At 49.1% G+C, this 19,726-nt stretch carries 19 protein-coding genes and 5 pseudogenes; 4 read left to right on the top strand and 20 right to left on the bottom strand.

Going from position 1 to position 19,726, the window contains the following annotated elements:
- Nucleotides 1-28: 28 nt before the first annotated feature.
- Both F3I44_RS22735 and F3I44_RS22730 read right to left on the bottom strand, forming a co-directional pair.
- Nucleotides 29-1,567 carry a hypothetical protein gene (locus F3I44_RS22735; RefSeq protein ID WP_223811737.1) on the bottom strand — a complete coding sequence of 513 codons (1,539 nt, stop codon included), beginning with the start codon at nt 1,565-1,567 and terminating at the stop codon, nt 29-31.
- A gap of 358 nt (nt 1,568-1,925) precedes the next feature.
- A pseudogene (locus tag F3I44_RS22730) lies at nt 1,926-2,120 on the bottom strand (recombinase family protein); the annotation flags it as partial.
- 246 nt (nt 2,121-2,366) lie between these two features.
- On the opposite strand from F3I44_RS22730, the gene F3I44_RS22725 reads away from it, so the two are divergent.
- Entirely contained in the window at nt 2,367-3,755 is a 1,389-nt protein-coding gene (locus F3I44_RS22725) for an insecticidal delta-endotoxin Cry8Ea1 family protein (RefSeq protein ID WP_150019651.1), read from the top strand.
- A 423-nt stretch (nt 3,756-4,178) separates the two neighbouring features.
- On the opposite strand, the gene F3I44_RS22720 is transcribed toward F3I44_RS22725, so the two are convergent.
- Nucleotides 4,179-4,982 (bottom strand): DUF1460 domain-containing protein, encoded by an 804-nt coding sequence (locus F3I44_RS22720; protein WP_150015921.1) that lies wholly within the window; start codon nt 4,980-4,982, stop codon nt 4,179-4,181.
- A gap of 266 nt (nt 4,983-5,248) precedes the next feature.
- On the opposite strand from F3I44_RS22720, the pseudogene F3I44_RS22715 reads away from it, so the two are divergent.
- Nucleotides 5,249-5,353 (top strand): annotated as a pseudogene (locus F3I44_RS22715) (Rpn family recombination-promoting nuclease/putative transposase); the annotation flags it as partial.
- Nucleotides 5,354-5,359: 6 nt separating this feature from the next.
- Here the strand turns inward: F3I44_RS22715 and F3I44_RS22710 are convergent.
- The 17 genes and pseudogenes from F3I44_RS22710 to F3I44_RS22635 form a co-directional block, all read right to left on the bottom strand.
- Nucleotides 5,360-5,470, bottom strand: a pseudogene (locus F3I44_RS22710) (DNA methylase); the annotation flags it as partial.
- A 497-nt stretch (nt 5,471-5,967) separates the two neighbouring features.
- The gene (locus F3I44_RS22705) at nt 5,968-6,207 is read right to left on the bottom strand and encodes a plasmid partition protein ParG (RefSeq protein WP_150015922.1); all 240 of its coding nucleotides are present in this window, start codon (nt 6,205-6,207) and stop codon (nt 5,968-5,970) included.
- Between the two features lie 2 nt (nt 6,208-6,209).
- Nucleotides 6,210-6,833, bottom strand: a complete 624-nt coding sequence (gene parA / locus F3I44_RS22700; protein WP_150019652.1) for a ParA family partition ATPase — start codon at nt 6,831-6,833, stop codon at nt 6,210-6,212.
- A 150-nt stretch (nt 6,834-6,983) separates the two neighbouring features.
- A complete protein-coding gene (locus tag F3I44_RS22695) occupies nt 6,984-7,673 on the bottom strand; it encodes a site-specific integrase (protein WP_150015923.1) in 690 nt (229 codons plus the stop codon).
- A gap of 432 nt (nt 7,674-8,105) precedes the next feature.
- Entirely contained in the window at nt 8,106-8,405 is a 300-nt protein-coding gene (locus tag F3I44_RS22690; RefSeq protein ID WP_150015924.1) for a hypothetical protein, read from the bottom strand.
- Between the two features lie 239 nt (nt 8,406-8,644).
- On the bottom strand, nt 8,645-8,851 hold the full coding sequence (locus F3I44_RS22685) for a hypothetical protein (RefSeq protein WP_150015925.1): 207 nt from the start codon (nt 8,849-8,851) through the stop codon (nt 8,645-8,647).
- 30 nt (nt 8,852-8,881) lie between these two features.
- Nucleotides 8,882-9,235 carry a hypothetical protein gene (locus F3I44_RS22680; protein ID WP_150015926.1) on the bottom strand — a complete coding sequence of 118 codons (354 nt, stop codon included), beginning with the start codon at nt 9,233-9,235 and terminating at the stop codon, nt 8,882-8,884.
- A gap of 72 nt (nt 9,236-9,307) precedes the next feature.
- Entirely contained in the window at nt 9,308-9,643 is a 336-nt protein-coding gene (locus tag F3I44_RS22675; protein WP_150015927.1) for a hypothetical protein, read from the bottom strand.
- Nucleotides 9,644-10,130: 487 nt separating this feature from the next.
- Nucleotides 10,131-10,589: pseudogene (locus F3I44_RS24380) on the bottom strand (hypothetical protein).
- Between the two features lie 132 nt (nt 10,590-10,721).
- Nucleotides 10,722-11,492 carry a hypothetical protein gene (locus F3I44_RS22670; protein WP_150019650.1) on the bottom strand — a complete coding sequence of 257 codons (771 nt, stop codon included), beginning with the start codon at nt 11,490-11,492 and terminating at the stop codon, nt 10,722-10,724.
- Nucleotides 11,493-11,645: 153 nt separating this feature from the next.
- Nucleotides 11,646-12,329, bottom strand: a complete 684-nt coding sequence (locus F3I44_RS22665; RefSeq protein ID WP_150019649.1) for a hypothetical protein — start codon at nt 12,327-12,329, stop codon at nt 11,646-11,648.
- Nucleotides 12,330-12,447: 118 nt separating this feature from the next.
- A complete protein-coding gene (locus F3I44_RS22660) occupies nt 12,448-12,987 on the bottom strand; it encodes a fimbrial protein (protein ID WP_150015930.1) in 540 nt (179 codons plus the stop codon).
- 17 nt (nt 12,988-13,004) lie between these two features.
- Nucleotides 13,005-13,544 (bottom strand): fimbrial protein, encoded by a 540-nt coding sequence (locus F3I44_RS22655; RefSeq protein ID WP_190286035.1) that lies wholly within the window; start codon nt 13,542-13,544, stop codon nt 13,005-13,007.
- Between the two features lie 31 nt (nt 13,545-13,575).
- Complete coding sequence (locus F3I44_RS22650) at nt 13,576-16,176, bottom strand: fimbrial biogenesis usher protein (RefSeq protein WP_150015932.1); 2,601 nt, start codon at nt 16,174-16,176, stop codon at nt 13,576-13,578.
- A gap of 38 nt (nt 16,177-16,214) precedes the next feature.
- Entirely contained in the window at nt 16,215-16,898 is a 684-nt protein-coding gene (locus F3I44_RS22645; RefSeq protein ID WP_150015933.1) for a fimbria/pilus periplasmic chaperone, read from the bottom strand.
- A gap of 76 nt (nt 16,899-16,974) precedes the next feature.
- Nucleotides 16,975-17,580 carry a fimbrial protein gene (locus tag F3I44_RS22640; RefSeq protein WP_150015934.1) on the bottom strand — a complete coding sequence of 202 codons (606 nt, stop codon included), beginning with the start codon at nt 17,578-17,580 and terminating at the stop codon, nt 16,975-16,977.
- A gap of 246 nt (nt 17,581-17,826) precedes the next feature.
- A complete protein-coding gene (locus F3I44_RS22635) occupies nt 17,827-18,243 on the bottom strand; it encodes a hypothetical protein (protein WP_150015935.1) in 417 nt (138 codons plus the stop codon).
- Nucleotides 18,244-19,166: 923 nt separating this feature from the next.
- Here F3I44_RS22635 and F3I44_RS22630 point away from each other — a divergent pair.
- Nucleotides 19,167-19,465: pseudogene (locus F3I44_RS22630) on the top strand (Tn3 family transposase); the annotation flags it as partial.
- Nucleotides 19,466-19,501: 36 nt separating this feature from the next.
- Nucleotides 19,502-19,726: hypothetical protein (locus F3I44_RS24065; RefSeq protein ID WP_150019647.1), on the top strand; the 225-nt coding region annotated here is incomplete at its 3' end.

The following is a 19,726-nucleotide window of genomic DNA, read 5'->3' as shown; positions in this document are numbered from 1 at the left end:
TTTAACCAGCCCCCAGGCTGGACTGGTGCTACCGCGGGTCGACTTCAATTTCATGAGTAGTGTCGTTATAGCGGATATTAAATGCGCCATAGTTACCGTACAGGTCGTAGAATTCAAACCAGGGATTAGCGTCAAAATTATAAAGGTCGGTATCATTTACGTGCAGGTCTTTACCGCCGGGTAAAATCCAGTGTTGAGACGCAGCAAAGGAAAAATGGGTCCAGCAAATGGTGTCCGGCCGGGCATTAAATTCAAACGTCTGGAAAAGATCATAAATACCCGTGGAATCACCTATAGCAAAAAACTCATGCCATGTCGCTTTACCATAAAATCCGAGAGTGGCTGTTCCCGCCGGAATATCGTCAGGATTCGCGATCAGCATATGCTGATCATGATTATCTGCTCTCCAGTATATGGCTGCTCTTAAAGGGATCCGGTAATCGCTTTTCCCATCCTGCCCGTAATTATTGACGGTGTACTTCTGTAGTTTGTTTTTTACCGAGAAGTACAAATTATCATAGTGTGCATCAATTTTTTCTGACCAGCTGTCATCGTCACAGGAATAATGCAGGGATATCTGCGTTTTCCCCAAATCACTGACCACATCCTGAATTAAATCACTCTTCAGATAGGTTATGGGCTGAACAGCCCGAACAGTTACAGAGCTTCGCTCGGCCCCTGAAGCGTTATCGGCGGTGGTAAAATGCTTACCACCTTCGGTGTCAATACTGACCGCAACCCGCTCAGTGCTAATGTCATCGGTGTAAACATACAGCGTAATCAGTGTTTCTCCGGTGCCCATATACCGAATGGCAGAAGCCAGTACAGGCCCGGCCTCATTATTTTCCGCCGCCACCTCACGGCTGTAATCATTCTCAGCATCCGTAAAACACCACCCGGAACGGCCCTGCCAGGTGAGTTTTTCATCGGACCCGGCATGACGCAGGTTCAGGATATGAATCCAGGTTGCGTGTGAGAAGATAAGCACTGACTCAGAGCCATCTGCATTTTCCTTCATGGCTTTAGCGCTGATTTCGACGGGAAGCTGGTTACGGCCGTTGGCATAGATAACCGGGGCGGTGCTACCGGAGACGGCTTTGATGGTCAGGTCAACGCTGGTGATATCATCAGGGTCATCATCGTCAACTGACTCAGTAGTTATCAGAATATTGTCAATATCAAAATCCATACTGTCGTATTCGTGACCCGCGAATTCAAAGAAAATGGAGTCAACATGCATAGCGGGAGAAAATTCAAAAGAGGCAGTTTGCCATGAAATGGTTGGGGTAACCCACAACACTGAAGACATGATGTTATAATGAATACCTGAACCTATTTTAATACTGAAATCATCAAGTGGGGATTCGGTTTTATAGTCAAAAGAAAGCGTATATATCGTATCAGTGTCCAGTTGTAATTCAGTTGATACAAGTTGTAATACGTGCTGCTTTAGCTGGTTGTTGCTGAGCGTACTCCTGCCAAATGTGTTGCCATCCTTAGTGACAATCATCCCCCAGTACACAGGGTTATCAGACTCAAAATCCTGGGAATAAATAACTTTTTTCATTGTTATTCCTGCCTTTTCTTTTATTTGTCAGTCAGCTTTGTGGAAAACGGAGTCGTCCGGAAGCTGGTAAGAGGTGGAGCGGAAGTTTAAATATCAGATTCTTTTGCTGGATGATTAGTGAAAGCAGAGTTCGACTGCTTCTGGAAAAAAATAAGTTTCTGTCGCATTAACGCCAGGATTGCCCGGGTTTTCCTTTTCCTTTTCCTTTTGGACTTAACTGTTCGCAATAATATCCACTGTTAATCAACGCCACTTCAACAAAACTGACAAGTTAAATTCTGGATAAGTTATTTGTATGCGCCGTCACGCTTCATATGCCGCGAAGCGGCATGGAGGCGCCAGCTGATAGTGAATATGGCAGGGCAAACACAATATCCTGCAGGTCCTTAATGCTGCGGGCCAGGCGATCCACGCGAGTCACCATCAGCGTATCACCGGGGCGCAGGAACTCCAGCAACAACTGCAACTCGCTCCTTCCGGTCCGGCTGCTTCCGCTGGCTTTTTCTGAGCGAATGATTTCACAACCGGCAGCGCGGAGAATTTATGTCTGCAGGGTAAGATCCTGGTCACTGGTTGAAAAGCGGGCATAGCCCTAAAGTGCCATAATGATGAAAACTGTCTCGTTAGACTTTAGATGATGAAAACGTAGCACCGGGATGAGACAAAAACACCCCAAATGAAACAGGTAAATTTTCTCACCTGATTGACTTTTTTGGATTTACCAAAATAAGACACAAAAATTAATTCATGCCAGACGGACTGAGTCTCGGTACATGTATAAAACTAATGCGATAACTTTATGACTATCATTGATACTTCATTAAGAATCGCTGTGTGTGTTTATCGTATTGTGCTCTCTTTTCATAAAGAGGACATAATGATGAGCGTATCAAAATTAAAAACTGCTGACATTGATAAACAGAACATCCTGATAAGTAACTATCTGAGCGATAGCGGATTAAGTGATAATGAACTTACGATACTTAAGACTATCCTTGGTAAAGCCGCTACTTATTTCGTCCCGGAACTTGGAGGGTTAATTAATGCTGTATTGAATCTATTCTGGCCAAGTGGGGAAGATACCTTCACTAAAATAAAAGCACAAATAGAAGCATTAGTAAATGAAAAAATAGACCAAAGCACATGGAGTAACTTACAGGCAATAATAAGTGAGTTGCATACAAAAATGTCATATTTTAAACAATATATAGATAAGCAAAACTTTGAAATGGCCAGAGATATTTATACAGCTCTGAGTCCATGGCTTCTGGGGATAGATGAAAGATTCAAAGTAGATGGAATGTCAAAAAAATACTACTTTGTCCCTTTATATGTGATGGTTGTTGATATAATTTACTCGTTTAGGATAGAGTGTATAGTTCATGCAGTAACTATAGGGCTGACAGATAACGAAGTGAGTAGTGAAAGGAAATACATTTCTGATTTACTATCAGACAACAATTCCGGTGCAATAAATTACTTGTCAGCGCAGAAAGATAATCTTGCAGCAGACTCAAAACAACAAGTATCTCAATGTTCTTACTATGGTCAGTACAATCAAATCTGCAGCACCTTCAACTACTTCCAAAATGCTTTTGATCATATATTTATTTATCAGGAAATATCCAAGAACCCTGAAAAACCTGAAAAAGCATACATACCTAGCTGTTACCCTGGTTTTTTTTCCGGAGTGTCGACAAATGAACAGAGCTTTGAGAGCGCATGGGAACTGGCATTCAAGCCTCAGAAGGCAGGGGATAAAATATCCCCGATTAGTCACCTTGGTTTTGCGTCAAAAATATACTCAGATCCAATGACAGGAGGATTGACGTATTATGCGTCCGGCATAAAAGTCGATTATGAAAACGGTAACTCATGGAAAGAGGGTGTTTATGATGGCAATTATATATCTGTTTCAGAAATGGATCTTAGTAGAAGCAATTACTGTGCAAAGGTCAGTGCAAGAACATACCTTAATGTAATGGCTCCAGCTGAATACCTACAAACTTTCAGTGCGTTAAACCATGGTGGTACGAAAAAAATATCGGCAGGAAATATGGATGCTAACTACTATAACGAGGTTGCATTTGATGGCAAAGACAACTTTAGTCTGAATGTTATAAAGGTGGTAAGTAACAACGATGGTACTCTGAGCAGTATTTCAACTGGTTTTGTCTGGAATCATTAATTTCGACTGGAAAGTTACAGTTTCGTCAAAATATTCCTGTAACTTTCCATTGGTATATTTAAGATTAAAATTAATGATAACCCCGAATCTTAATTGTTAATTTTACGTTAAGTTCTTTAGTTGCTGCCCATATTTTAAGTCATTTTGTGCCCGGCACAATAGTATCCGAACTGGCCAGCATAAATCCTGTAGGCGATACGCTGGTACTGCAAATATGCTATCAGCTACCGATATGACAAATTTCATTTGCAATTATTGTGAGCCCGGTGAAATGAATTGCGAGCCGGGCAGGATAAATGCGAGCCCATTGTCACTTAATGTGAGTCGGTGGCGTTTTTCATTTGCAGTAAATGTGGGTCGAGATTTTCGCTGATTGCGAGTCGGAGTGATTTCGATTGCGAGCCGTTACAGGTAATGGGCGGGTCACTCAGCTCGCAATACAATGATGCCCGGCTTCGCGCGCATGTATTCCAGAAACGGCGAATCCACCACTTTTCTGTTTGCTGCCAGTGAGGAGGCATTCCTGAACCACACCTGCCCGTCGTGGCGGACCACAATACCCACATGCGAAACGTCCAGCCCTTCTAGCGGAGAGTAGACGCCGACATAATCCCCGGTTTTCAGACGGTCCAGCACCTGCTGACTGATGGTGTTTCCGGGAATGTAATTTATTTTACGGGGATGAATGCCCAGCTCCGGGATATACTCCCCCCCGTCCGGTTTACGGTTAAGCTGTTTGTCCGCCACGGCATAGTCAGGGCTGACATCCGGTGTGACATCCCGGGCATTGCGTGGTGCGGTGGTGAACCAGTCAGAGAAGAAGTGCCGGCGGCTGAGGTAGTCAACGTTCCCCCCGGTGTAACGAACCTCTGTAAGATTATGCAGGAACGATTTCTGGTCATGGCTGTGGGTCAGGGCCTCGACGTAATCTGCCAGGGTAAAGCAGTCCACACCGTTGAAATCCACGACAAGCGCTTCCGGAGTACCGGGCCCGCCGATGAGTGTATCAGCCTGGTAAGGCGTACCGAGAAAAGCAGATGACACGCGGTTGATAACTTCCCCGTGATTTTCACCTGAAGAAGGGATGACATCCGAGCGAATAATCTGGTTTACTTTTTCTGCCGTAACGCTGTCCATGATAGTCTGATATTTTTCTGTACCGGGTGCGGCACAGGCCGTCAGATACGCCGAAATAAATACCGTCCATACTTTTACTTTCACAATCATCTTCCTTAAAGGTAAAAATCCCACATGTACCTTTAAGGAAAATGATTGTAGTAGATACCAAAAATCGCCATCGGTTGATTTCTGGTTTAAAAATCAGGAACCGGATGGTGCGGAATGTAAAGGCCATCACGCGACCTGACTCTCTTTCGTTTTTGCTGGGTTATCCTGTGGGGGCTGAGCGCTCAGTGATGCCTGACTGCGAGTGGGTGTTGGAAATTTCGGCGGTTCCGGCGTAGAACCCCAACATATGGCTTTCCGCCTGATACGCCATGCAGCGCCACCTGGAGGCAGGGCATAAAAAGTTGCCATTGGTGATACCGGTGCTGTTCTATACGGGCAAACGCAGCCCGTATCCGTACTCCACCCGGTGGCTGGTTTTCGGTCGGGTGGTGCCGGTTGCCTGAATATTCCCACGCAATCACGCCATTCAACGGGTTTTTCGGCAGGAGTGGACGGCCTTTTGCAAGGATATAGGCGCATTCGTGACGTCAGCCGGGCGTAAAGCGGAGAATGCAGGGGCGGTGCCGCAGGCCGCAGCGCAGTGAAAAAGCAGACGCAGGCTGAACGGTTTGACGGCGAAAATTGAGCCGGAAAACGACGGGAAGACAGCGGATAAAGCCTTTGAAAAAGCTGCGACCGGGCGAGGACACTGGCAGAGCGACCCCTTGCAGTCGAAGCGGCCCGGCTACAGTAGCGGCACGGCGCTCACCGCAGAGCGTTATAAGAAGGGGACAGTAACATCTGTCTCATGTCACTGTCAGATTAGATCACAGCAGGAACAGCTAATACGTCAGTTCTGCATTAAATAATTCCGTATTTAATGAAATGCGCTTTTCATTAAACACAGATTTCAGGCTTCACATTGACAGGAGCCTGTCAGTGCACCGTTCCACTGGATGTGCAGTCTGGGCTAAATAGTTATAAAAACCCAAATCCATTATGTCATAGAACGGGCGCGTAAAATCGTAAAGTCGCAAATAAAGAATTACGGCTTTCCGTATTTGTTGTACAGTAACTCGCGCACCTCATCAGCGATCTTGGTCCCCCGAAGAGCGCAGGCTGATTTAATGGATTTGTGGAGACTTTCCGGGATATCAATCGTCAGTCTCTTCATTTTCTCTGCGGGCAGGCCGTCTTCTTCCACAGAGCGGCTCTCTACCCAGGCATCTGCACTGGGAGCCGGTTTAGTCGGCTTTGAGCCAAATGTAATTTTTTTACCACTCATCGTTATTGCTCCAGAATCTCATTAACCAAAGCGCTAATCTCTTTTGAGGCAGCGGAGTCCGGCTCAAGCTCAAAGACCGCCTTGCCAACAGCAGCGGCCTCCGCAAAAACCACACGTTGTGAAACACTGGACTTAAGCACAGCCGTTTCATAGGCAGACAGCGCCTCTCCGACATCGCGTCCAATGGCAGTATTTACGATTTTACGATTAACCGCAAATGCAGATTTAAGGTTTTCCTTATAAATTCTGGCTTCGCTGATTAGAGTAACCACTTCCTGTGCGGCCCAGACATCGTAAGGACTCGGCTGAACAGGGATAAGAACCAGGTCGGCTGCCATAATGGCTGAACGGGCAAGTTCGGTAACACGCGGCGGGCCATCAATAACGATATGATCATAGTCCTGCGTAAATTTACCGATATCTTTATGCAGCGTCGCCCGCGGTAACCCCAGCACAGGAAACAGCGACTCTCCCTCCCGGGCTGCGGCCCAGTCAAGCGCACTCCCCTGAGGATCGGCATCGATCAGTAAAACACGGGCACCATCAGCGGCCAGTCTGGCAGCGATATTGACACTGAGCGTCGTTTTGCCAACTCCACCTTTCTGGTTCAGGACAGAAATAATCATCATGTTCTCCGGAAATGAATTTTGCGATTTTCTGTACAATCGTATTTATACAAATTAACAATTACGATTTATAAAGAGTTTACTGGTTGTTTCAGACGAGATCAATAAAAAATCAGCAAATACGCTTTTCTGTAAAAACTCATTTACGACTTACCGTAAGGGAGCCTTCAGCGGCAACGCGGATTGAAATCCCAGAAGTTCCAGAGCGGCATCAGATGACATTGAGAATGACAGATCCGGGGTCACGTCCAGCGCGAATATCCGGGTGTAGACTTCGGTGTTCTCAAGCCGCTTGTGCCCCATGAGCGCCTGAACCTGCTTGATATGCACGCCGTTCATCAGCAGGTGAACGGCGAAACTGTGCCGGAATGTATGGGGTGTAACAGGACGGACAGAGAATATTACGCCATCCTGTTCAGCCCGCCTGACGGCAGCCCGTATCCAGTTACGCGGCGTTTCCTGGCTGGCCACATCCCACATCGGCGTTGCCCTGCGTGTCAGCAGTCTGAACGTGGCAAAAAACGCCTGCATGCGCCGCACGTAATCCACATCAGGCAGTGGCAGTGCACGAAAGGGCACTTCCTGACGTTCTTCCCGGGTGGGCCGCCCGCGAGAGCGAGGTGCGCGTTGTTTCAGGGTTCGCAGCCTCACGAACGGCATATCGGCATTGAAATAAAAGTCGGCGGGTGTCAGGGCAAGCGCTTCATTGATGCGTGCCCCCGTGTTCCAGAGGGTTTCAATCAGCATGCGCTGGCGCAGATCGGGCAGATAGCGCAGCAGTACCGCGATTTCCGGTGCCAGCAGATAGCGGGGGACGTCAAGATCGGCTGCAATGGCCATTTCCCGCAGGCGGAGCGCGCGCGCATATCCTCCGGAAAGAATGACAGCGCTACGTGAATTCTGTGAAAGTTCGGGGGGTAAGTAGTCCAGTTTTTTAATCTCCGCACGCTGAAAACCGGCTGAATAAGCCTGCAGACCTGTCAGGACAAGGCCTGCAGGACATTATCACACCCGGAAATTCTGCCCGGAATGATGTCAGTATAAAAGCGCAATAAATCGGTGATCGGTCAGTTGAGCATAACGCAAAAATTGGGGAAAAAACGAAATAAGCTATAAAAACACAGAGGTATAACCAGAACCGGACAGACAGCAGGTGTGCCGGCCCACTGAAAAATCTTGCTATCCTGCTGTTATGAAGGGACTTTTAAGTTCAACGGCAGAAGGCAGGGCAGGTTAGGGATTCCAGCGGAAATCCCTAACCTGAACCGGAGGTCAGTTGCGGTCAGGATCCTGACGCGATTTTTTGCGACAGGTAACGTAATACTTCCCGTCATCACGGAGCAACCATTCGAGGATGAGGCCACTCTTCTGCAAGGCTGATAAAAAGGATTCACCTTCACTGCTGTTACTCAGGATCAGAGTGGCCGTCTGCTGACTGAATAATTTCCTGTATTCAGTTTCATCTAACTCAGACACCATCTCTGCAATATCAGAACGGCCGATACCTTTGTACGTGAGCAGCCGGATTATCAGGCTTATTTTCTGACTATCGTCAGTTGATAGTTTAATCATGCCCTTAATTACATCACTGGAGGGTTTTAAATAATCCAGGAATTGCTCGCTGTATCAGTTTTATGTTTAACCAGTAACGCCGCTTTTTCCTTCAGGCTGAAATCAGCTGAACCGCATATCTATGTCAGTAATCCTTCAATGGAAGGGTGCAGCAGCAGGCTGACGATTGTTTCGCTGTTTTCTTCTGACCCCATGAATATCTCGCGGGCAAAAAACGTAAATATTTGAATCAATATATTTCATACATTTCCCAGTTCAAGATCATTTACCAGTGATAGTGGGCGGACATCAACTTTCTCACAGGTGATGTCATCATCGTGAGCCAGCCCGGCAACGACAGTTCTGAAAGAAGCTTTGTTAAAGCGATACATTTCATTATCAGCGATAAAACGTAAAGCAGTTAACTCCATATCAGTCACTGGCAGGGTAATATCATCGTAAACCACATTGAGTCTTTTTATATTTTTCAGAAAGGGTTAAACTGTATCCGCGTCAAGTTGTGATATCAGCTGATATCCTCTTTCTTCAACAAACTGCCTGTAATGCCCTCGATTCTCCGACACGCCGGGGTCAACAAATGCAATCATGTTTATGATGATATGAATTAGTATTGCATCTGATTCTTTTCCTTCCAAAAGGGCCAGCATTCGATCAAGATAATGATTATCTCCCAGAGCCAGAGAAATTAATTCTGAAAATGAATTTTGCTGCGTGAACTTTGCGTTCTGCACACTGAATAAAGAGATAACAGCGTCGGAATTTTTTTCGAAAATCTTCAAAATCATCCCTGACAAATAGCGTTCATGAAGGGCATTTTTATTTTTCATCATATAAGTCACAAGTTGATTATGAACTGTCCCTTCCCGGTAAATGTAGTTCTGATCAGCTAGCTCAGAGATGACTTATTTTTCATCATCGAGCGTAAAACTGTTATTTACACTTTCACAGTTCGTTAAACGACCCACTGCTTTTATATAGTCATTATCGTTAACAGAAATAGCGCCTTCATGAAAAATAGAGCGAAACATCATATAATCCTGCATGATATACCCATTTGTCAGCAGGTAATAAAGTGCCTCATAACCACCATGACGAAAACCACTTCGAATTGTTTCCAGCTGTTTCTGGTCAATAATTTCCGGATCGTCATCTTTATCAATATATTCATTCACTACATTTATAAATTGCTCTTCGCCAATTTTTGTGATTAAATCAGAAAGAGTGATGGAGTTTCTCAACCTTATCTTTTATTTTACTGCTCTCAGATCAATCGCTGTTTTTCTGTACTTCACCTCTCTGCCTGAAGAAATAATTTTTTCCTTTCCTCATACTCATTGGTTATATTACTGACGAAAAATTAAAACCCCCTAAAAGTTTTATTATAGCGATCACCGTATCCAAAAAAAATACTGACGATGCAGAGCTAAATAAATCAATAAAATAATTCTCATTTTTATGCAAATCATCCGGAACAAACTTCTCCCCATGCTGCGAACCATATTTACTATTTGAGAAATATAGACCGCGCCACAGCTCATAAGGCAAAAGCGGCAAATAATCTCCATTCTTACGTCAATTGCGGATGATGCTTTTTCTTCTTTTAGTCTCTCAAGACTATTGTAAAGACTGTCTTTCTCATCATCCAGGGATGTGAAATATATTCATGTAGATTTCTGAGCCGATAGTCATTCATAATAAAATACAGCAACCCGGCTTTCTTATCAGTTAGATTATAATCCTGAGAGTGGATGTTTTTATAAAAAAAATAATAGCAAATATTTTGACTTCGCTTGTATTATCCTCAACTATCTTCCTGAATAAGTTATACTCATTAGCCATATTCTGCAAATATCGCATGTCGCTTATGTAGAGAGACAACTGTTTTAGGAGTACATCATGTTCAGCCGGAAAGCCCTTTAGCTTGTTTTTCAGATGCGTGTAGGCGTTTCTTGCATCAAGCACAGGGACGACAGGAAGGATGAAATCAAAGAATTTAGTCCGTATATCAGGGCCAAGAAAAACATCATCGCGGCATGCGTAAAGAAATCTTACAGGGTAATCTTTAAGATTATTAACTATCTAATTGATTTCCCTAAACCTTACAAAAACATCTGCATTCCCTAGCCGGTCTAAATCTTCAAACACCACTATTTTATTTTTTGATCTGGAAAAGAATGCCGGCAGACGGTGTCCACCGCGCGTCGTACGCCCGCCCCCCGCTCAGAGCCCGGTCAGACCATAAGATGCAGTCCGAGCGACAGCACTGAAGTGGTTGTTCTTCCCGGCAGCCCTCCCCAACCGGAGGTTTCGTGGCATTCAATGGACAGATAACACAACCTGCAGCGTGGCGTGCATGGCGCCAGTGCCCGTCGGGGTCCATCGCAACGTAACGTTGCCGTTTTGCTTAAAGTCCATGCCATACCCGGCAGTCACTACGCCGTGCAAGTCGGGCGCCGCGGTCAGTGTTCCCCCGAAGTCGCTCCCGTCATCACGGAGTGTTGGAATATGTAACACCCCATCGCTTCCACCGAGCCCCATGCCCAGATCCAGATTGCCCCCGGAGAGTGTTACCGCGAATGTTTGTTCGGTTGTCTGCCCCACGTGACCTTCTCCCAGGTCGATCGTGTCAGGCACAGTGGCGGTCACGGAATCGGATGGGGCCACGGACTTAGTGACACTATCCTTATCGAACCATACGCTGCCGTCCTTTACTTGTAGAGCCGTTATATCCGTCTCAGCGATTTTCGCCTTACCCCATACTGTACTGCGGCATGCGACCGTATACGTCTTCGTTTCCACTTCATCCCCACAACATTGTTGTTGTCCCGTGCATGTCTTTTCGTTAATGATTATCCCCGCCTTCCTCGTGTCTATAAGGTCATGCAGCTCTGTGTTGAAGGCTTCTGAGAAGGTGCTGCGCAAAATGCAGCATCTGTAGGTGTTATTGTCCGCATAACCCCCCGTCTCTGACGATATGGCCGTGGAGTTTTCGATAACCAACGTCGCAGCTTCCGCGCGGGTGATTAATAACGTTGCCGCTGCGGCGGCAAGAACACCCCGTAATGTTTTTTGCATGGAGTTCTTCATCCCGGTAACATTTTTCCTGCTGATAGTATGGAAAACAAGTAATGTTCTTTTCGCCAGACCACTACCGTTTGTGCAACAGAACCCAACATTAAACGCTGTCCTGGAGAGGCAGCTATATGCAATACAGCACGTTTCTTACAATCGGCCCCTTTCTCACGGTATGCTCACCGTAGCATTGATGGCACCGGTATAGATGCCAGCCGGCAGTTTCTTCGTTTTGGTTTGCAGCGTCACCGTATGCGCCCCCGGGGCCGTTACCCGCCATCCGCGCAATTTGTCATAGGTTGCCCCATCTATCGAAATCGTCAGCACGCCCTTGTTTAGTGTGAAGCTGCTTTCCCCCGACAGCCCCGCCCGATCATCCTTGACCAACTTTATGATGGTAGGTACATCGGCGTCGCCCCCACCACTATCGACTGCGGTCCCAGTCCCTTTTGCGCGATACGCAACTCCACCGTCATAGTCCACGATGAGACTCGCGTTGATTGTTTGGACTTCATCAGATACCCGCCCTCCTCCCACCAAGCAGGTGAATGTGGTATAGGGATTAGCCGTGATATCGCCTACCACGCACTGGGTGCTGGTACCACAGTCCATGTCATGCTCCAAGGTTTGTGGCCCGCCGACGTGAACGGATAGAGGGGCCGCAGGCTCCCCCGCAGCCACCTGGCAGGTGGCTTTCAGACTGACCAGCCAGTTATTCCCATTCGATTTTTTTGTTATTTGAAACAGAGGCAAGTATCGCACGGGATCGCTGTGGATAGTCTGGGCGCTACTGCTTAGCGCCGCGATTGTCAGTATCGTTCCAACCAGCCAGTCTGTCATTCTTAATTTCATCTGAGTATCTGCTTTTTAATATAACTCAGTCACCGGCAGGATGACCGGATAATGTCATTCATCCACAGCGTCGCCTTCAGCACCCCATTCCTCCTCACTGCAGGAAGGCGTTAAAGCGTTACGAATAAGTGAATGCTACGGTGACGATCGATTGCACATTTCCAGCGGTCACCGTATCGGCGGTCGAAACATATTTCACTGTATATTTGATATCGTAACTGCCGTCCTGTTCCCGGGTCTGGACGTCGGCATTACTGGTCCCGTCTGTTTTAAACGCGAGGCCGTCGAGATCAAACACCTCAATACCCACGCCGCCAGCCGGATTGTCCGTTGCCGTATTGCTAAAAACAGTACCGCTGCCCGTACCCGACACTTGTATATCCAGCTTGCTCTGGTCGCTTGTGCAGTTGTTGAGCTTAATTTCCATGGTGGCCTGGCCGACCTCCTTACCTGCCGCCCCCCCGAAATCCCTGACGTCCACGGGAGGAAGCGTAACCGGCTCCGGCTGAACCAGCGTGCAGGACGCATTCTTCACCGTGCCCGTTATGGTGATAGTAGCGGTGTCTCCGGCAGCGTAAGCGGTCAGCGCAAAGGCAAGAAACGCCACGCCAGGGATGACTGCCGTCAGGGTTTTTCTGATTTTCTGCATTTTCTGCATTTCCTGTTTCTGATTTTTTACTGATATTCCAGCATCAGGTTAACCACGGATGCAAATCCACCTGCTGACACTGTTGCCGCAGTGGCCACGTAAGCAGCCGTGTAGGCCAGCGTATTGGTTTTGGTCGCGTCCAGTGATGACTCTTCCTTCGTACCGTTCGGTAAAAAAAGGGTATTCCCGTCAGTCTCATAAAAATACAGCCCGACGCCTGTTGCCGCATCCCCCCCGGTTGCTGCATTTTTAAACGCGCTTTTATCCGTATCGTCCGGGTCACCCGAAGCCGTCACGTCCACTTTAGAGGTGTCTTTTCCGCAGTCCTTGAGTACCAGGTTGACGGTCTTTTTACCTGCAACAACGCCCTTAGACTTGAAATCCTTGTCAGAAAGCGTCGGCAGCGTCACGGTAAGATCTGAGTTTGTCGTGTCAATCACGCAGGTATTCGAAACAATCTTTCCTTTCACATTAATTGTCGTGCTGTCTCCCGCCGCCCATACGCTACCCGCAGAAAGGCTCATGGCACACACCAGAAGCGCAGATGCGCTTTTTTTCTTTTTCATATCTGATACATCCTTTATGTTTACTTTTTGGTTAATGGCAGTCGGCCTGAATTCTGACAACGGCCTGATTAACGGTTGCATCCTGCAGGCTGTAAGGGGCGCTGCAGGTCATGCCCGCGCCGTCACCCCACTGAGCCTCAAGCATGCCCGTCTGTGAGAGTCCGGACAGATAGACCTGCCCCTCGTCCCCGACGATACCGCCGCGCTCACCCGCCGTGACCATGGCACCAAAGGGCAGTGGTTTACCGTCGTGCATCAGCGTCACCAGCACGCGACTGCCGGTGTACCCTTTGAAGCGTGCGCGCACCACCGCGCCCCGGGTGGGTACGACCCGGCTGACGGCATCGTCAATGTCCGTCTGGTCATTGAGCGAATCGGTGTCCAGCGCCACGCGGTTTTCCCGATAGACTGACGCGTAGGGTACGATGGCGTATCCCCGCCAGTCAGTGTGAACCCCCGTTTCGTTAACGATGCTGATGTCCGGCACGCCGGGTACGGCCACCAGTACGTTCGTTTCTCCCGGCGCCTGCCCCAGGGTCAGGCCCTCACTGTGCAGAATGGCGCCCCCGCTCAGGCCATAGCTGACCTGCCTGTAGTCTCCGCTGTAGCTGTAGCCCAGGTTTGTTTCCCCGTAGCCGCCCTTGTAATCCGCGCTCAGGCTTCCGCCGTTGCCGGCATTCCTGGCATAGCTCTGTGAGACATTCCAGCCAAGCCGGTCGCCTTCCAGCGCCGTTCCGCTGAGGGAGGCCTGATGCGAAATCTGATTGTCCGCATTCTGGTTCACGCTGTATGAGGCGGTAAGCGTATGACGCTGGCCGCTGTCGCCATAAAAAAGCGCGTCCAGCGGTATGGAAAAAGAGGCAAATATCGCCCGGTCCGAACCGTTCAGGCCGGCGTTCCGGCTCAGGCTCAGGCTGTAGCTGACGCTTTTCACCGTCCCGTTAAACCCGGCCTGCAGTGAGGTACTCACCCCCGAGGTGTTCCAGTAGTTCTGGCGAACGCCGCTGAGATAAAGTGACCCCAGGCTGCCCACCTGCTGGGAAACGCTGACCTGAATCTTTTCCCGCTTGTTGTTATAGAGGTTGAAGTAGTCCGTGTAGGGGCGTTTCACCGGCCGGCCTTCCACATCCACCGTGTTGTAATCGTAGAACCAGCCCTGCATGCCCTTCAGGGCCGTCTCATCCAGCGTGTGGAACCCCTCGGTTGAATAGCGGTACCCCGTCAGCTGAAAAGACGTGCCCAGGTCGTTAAGGGAGCGGGCGTACAAAAAGCGCAGCGACTGTCCCTGATGGTGACTGCCGTCTGCAAGGGTACTGTCTGCCTGCGTGACGTCTGCCGAAAAGGCCCCCAGGGTGCCGATATTCAGGCCGGCACCAAGCAGTGCAGAGAGATAGTTGCCGGAATACTGCATGCCGCCGTAGACGGTTACCCCGGCGGGCAGCCCCCAGACCAGCGTGCCCTGAACCACGTCAGGGTTGCTGTACCGGTTGCTGAGCGCCTTAAAGCGGCCAGTCGCCAGCGCATACTTCACGCTCCCCTCCCGCTGAAGAACGGGCACGGAAGAAAAGGGCACCGTAAAGGTCCGTTGCGCGCCGTCCGCTTCCGTAATCGTGACCTGCAGGTCTCCGCTCGACCCCACGGGAAAAAGGTCGTCAATGGAAAAGGGGCCGGGCGGCACAAAGGTCTGGTAAACCACGTATCCTTTCTGCCGGATGCTGACCCGGGCGTTCGTGCTGGCCACGCCCCGTATAACGGGCGCATACCCGCGCCGGCTGTCAGGGTACATGCTGTCATCTGTGGCAAGCTGTACCCCGCGCAGCTGCCAGGAGTCAAACACATCGCTGCTGGTCGACCCGTCACCGACGAGCAGTTCGCTGTGCAGGGGAATAATGGCCCGCTCAGCATAGGTTTCGATATGCTGCCAGTCCCGCTGGCGGGACTGGCGACTCTGATAATCGTTCCAGACGCGATAGTCACGCAGACGCCAGGGCCCCATGTTCAGACCGCTGCGCAGGTTGAGGTAATGGCTGCTGCTGTCGCCATACCGGCCCTTGTTCTCGCTGCCGCTGAGGCTGTAATTCATCAGGGCGGCCGTAATGCCGTCATCCCAGCGCTCTGGCGGAATGTATCCGTGCGCGCTGTTGTTCATCGCTGCCTGGGGAATACTGATATCCAGACGCATCTTCTGGAAATCGAACGAGGTAAATGCCTCCGGGATAATCTGTCCGGGTGATACGCACTGCCCGGCCGGCAGGGCGGCCAGTGCGGGGAACCGGCCGGTGTTTACACCCAGTCCGGTCAGGTCATGCACCGTCAGGCACGCCATCAGCCCTGTGCTGTCCCGGATATCCCTTGTTTCCGTCTTTGCCTGGCCCGCCTTTTTTCGCTCCTCACCGGCGTCAACAAAACGAACGTTCCTGCTGGTCACCTCGCTGCCGTTGAGATAAATATCGACAGGATAACTGCCGGGCAGCTGTGATCCTTCCTTCTCAAAGTGAGACAGATCAGCCACCATCTGCGGGTTCGTTGCCACCAGTTCCGGCGGGAAGTACAGCTCCGCCCGTACGCGGGCAGGTGAAAGACATGCAACAAATACGCACAGTGCAATTTTTGAAAAAGTAATAGTGCGCATCTTTTACCTCTGACAAACAATCATTTCAGGGAAACCGACTAAAAATGTGCGACATGTTCAGCCGTCAATGCGCCGAAATCATTGATGGTGTGATAGGTAATCTGGCCCTGCGCCGGGAGAAGGACATGCCCGCCGGGGGCAACCATGGTGTCAGGCAGGCTTTTGACTCCGCTCTTAATCTTCGCCAGCGTGATGTAGTACGGCGTGGGGTTATCCACCTCAGTCTGTTCCCCCTGCCGGTGAAAGGTCAGCAAATCCTGAGCCTTTTCTTCCGACGGCGACAGTTCTGCCGGCCGGACAAAAAGCTTGATGCGCGTGGTGGCAGCCAGCAGCAGGATGTTTTTACCCTCCAGACTTTTTTTATCCAGCGAAGGGATAGCCTTGGAGTTGAGGTAATAAAGGGTTTCCTGGTCCTTTCTCGGAGGCTGTCCGATATACATAATCCTCAGGGTGTTTTCATTTCCCGGGCCGCTGACATACAGCGGCGGCGTGACAATGAAGTCCGCGCTTTTTTTGCCTTCCGCATCCTCGACCCATGACTGCACCATGAAGCTGGACTTGTCCGACGTGTTATGCACAGACATACTGACCTGCTTCTGACCTGCCGGATAAATAACCCGCGTTGCACCAAGGGTAATTCCGCCCGCCGACGCCACCGTTGAAACAAGACACGATGCAGAAACCAGCACGGCACATAAGGTATTTCGAAATACACTGGACATGATATTTCCGTAACAGAAAATGGAGGAATAAGTGCGGCCAGACCAGTGCTGGCCGCGATTGTCAGCCCGGCAGGCCTCAGCTGTAGGTCACCTGAAAATCAACAACTGAGTTTGCGGAGCCCGGTGTTACGCCAGCATCGGTAGCAACGTAATCGGCACCGAAAGGTATGGTGTTTGAGCCGGCCTGGATGGTCTGTTTAGCGGAGGCCTTTGAGCCATCTACCGCGACTGCAGTGCCATTCTGAAGAATCTGAATGCCCACATTTGCGGCAGGTTTTGTTTCGTCGCCCGCGCCGCTGGCTGACGGAGACAGAGCCAGCACATCGGCCTTACCACTGACGGCTGTGCCTTTAAAAGTAATGGCTGCACCGGTGTAATTCGCCGTTGCGCCGGTGGCATCCTTATCCAGCACACAGCCAGTAAGCTTGATAGAAAAAGGCACAGCGGCGCTGGTATCACCAGCGGCGGAGAAGTGGTTAGCCGGCACCTGACCGAGCTTAACTGTCTGTCCGTCAGAATCGTTGTCAACCGCACAAGGGGTGGCAACAATTGAGCCGGAAAAGTTAATTTTTCCGCCGTCAATGGTGATCGGGGTCTGGGCTGGGGCTGGGTCGCCGGCCATTGCATCAGACGCAGCCACCATCAGTACCGGCATCAGCGCAGCCAGAATAATTTTTTTCATTTTAAATATCCCTTATTTGCAATAATTAAAAAACAGGTTAAAAAAGGCCAGAACAGGTCAGCCTGTTATATCCCCTTTGTGACGACAGGAGATATAGGCATGCGAACCTGTATTCACATACCGGAAATAACAACTCTGAAAAAAGAGTTTTCATTAATGCAATGGACATTACATATTTAACGGCCCTTTCAAGCCGCTGGTGCATACCAAACGCTCCGGCGTTTTATTACCGGTTTAACAGGCGATTTACGTCAGAACGCCTTCAAGAGAAAGCATATATTCGGTGCACATCTGTAAATATCTCAGCTCCTGAAAAAAGGAGCGTTCACTTCCGTCATCGTGGTTCTGCAGGCATTCCTTCATCTCGGCATTTATCCACGCGTAATCTGCCCGGTTCAGGTGCGGACCACTCACGGTTTCCAGAAAGGTGCAGATGCGCGCGCACTCCATAAAGCCGTAATGCCGCATAGCCCTGAGCAGTTTTCTTTTACCGATATCGTCAGAAGAGATGATAACACTATTTTCCAAACACCTTACCGATCGCATCTTTGCGTCCGGCAAGCCTGAATATGCAGACTGACTGCAGGAACGGGAAATAATTCTCCTGCCTGCCTCCCTGTACTGCTCTTTTTCTCCAGCCATATTTTGATGTAATTTCCGCATTATAATCATCCCACTCCAGATAAAAATCTGGTTATGGTCTGGTCGCTGTGGACTTTTGTTTAAAACCTGCGCCTCGCCGGAAACCCGTTATAAAAGTCTGGCAGGGTGGCATATCGCGGAAGGAATTATCGGCCAGACAAACATTGATCGTCAACGCCGATCAATAAAACAAAAAACAAAGGAATCATCGATCGATGCGGATATACTTCGTGGCTTACGCACAATTATTTCGCCCAACCAATTGATTTATAAATAAAAAATAATCAGAAAACGCAAAGAAAAAGAAAGATCCTTCAGAAAAATGAAACGCACGGGAATTCACTCTTGTTTAGAAATAATTGAGGTGTGGAAAAGCGATATGTTAAATACTGCAAAAAGCAGGATAAATTAATTTTATCAATATCTTTAAATTACGGAAATATTGGTTATGAAAATGGAAGAGAAAAGGGGTTTGCAGCCTGGCCAGGAGAGTGCCTTACAAAAAAGGCAGCTCATACAGTAAAGGACTGCAGAAGCCCGGGCCGGATAAAGATTCCGTGCCGTATGAGCGCAGACCGCACGTGAGGTGGTGATGGTGGTGGAGAACCGGCAGGCGGTTTTCGCACAGAGGCTGAGGACGGCCAGCCGGATAAGGCCTTATTGAACAGATTCCGGAAATAGGTGAAGCAGGATCTACCTTCGTCAGCTGAAAATACCGGGTCTGTACGCGGTACGTTCCGCGCCCGCCGTGTCAGGGAAGCGGCGGACGTTAATGCTGCTGGAGATTCCGCGGGATAAGAACCTCTGACCGGGTGACCTCAGTAAAACAGGGAACCGTGACAGCATCTCTGATGCTGAAAAAGCCAGCCAGCTACTCCAGGTAAAACGGTCTTGCCAAAGCACTGAGAGAAATTGGCCGCATTGAGCGAACGCTATTTATGTGCCGGCTGGGAGACATCAGGGACAGAAAGCCGGAAAATCAGAGCTACCGCGCCAGTGAACTGACGCTTCTGACAGCTGCGATCTCGCTGTGGAATACTGTTTATATGGAAAGGGCGAACGATGCCCTGAAGCGTAAGGGACTTAAGAGCAACGAACAACTGCTGGCGCATTTGTCGCCGTCAGGCTGGGAACACATCAATCTGACAGGCGATTATACCTGGAAAAGCAACCGGTTATCGGCTTCCGGTAAGTTTCGTGGGCTGAGGCCCGGTAAAGCAGAACGGTCAGAAAACAACCTTAACGTGCAATAATTTTCGGTATCCAGACTGATCTCATTATGCGGCTGCGTAATGACGCAGTGAGAGCGGGAACGCAAAATAGCCGGAAAGGGGACCGAACCACCCCGGCACAGTCTCCTGAAGAAATGGCAATTCTGTTCACCGCCAATGTTAGCTTTTTCCGGGCTGTGATAACATCTCAGGGTCATTTTTCAGAGCCCGGGCTGATGAAGAAGAAAAACAGCACACCCACGCCTCATGATGCCACGTTCAGGCAGTTCCTG

Source organism: Pantoea sp. F_5, assembly GCF_008631595.1.
In the GTDB taxonomy this organism is placed as follows: Bacteria; Pseudomonadota; Gammaproteobacteria; order Enterobacterales; family Enterobacteriaceae; genus Pantoea; species Pantoea gossypiicola.
This window is presented reverse-complemented; position numbering and strand designations above follow the sequence as displayed.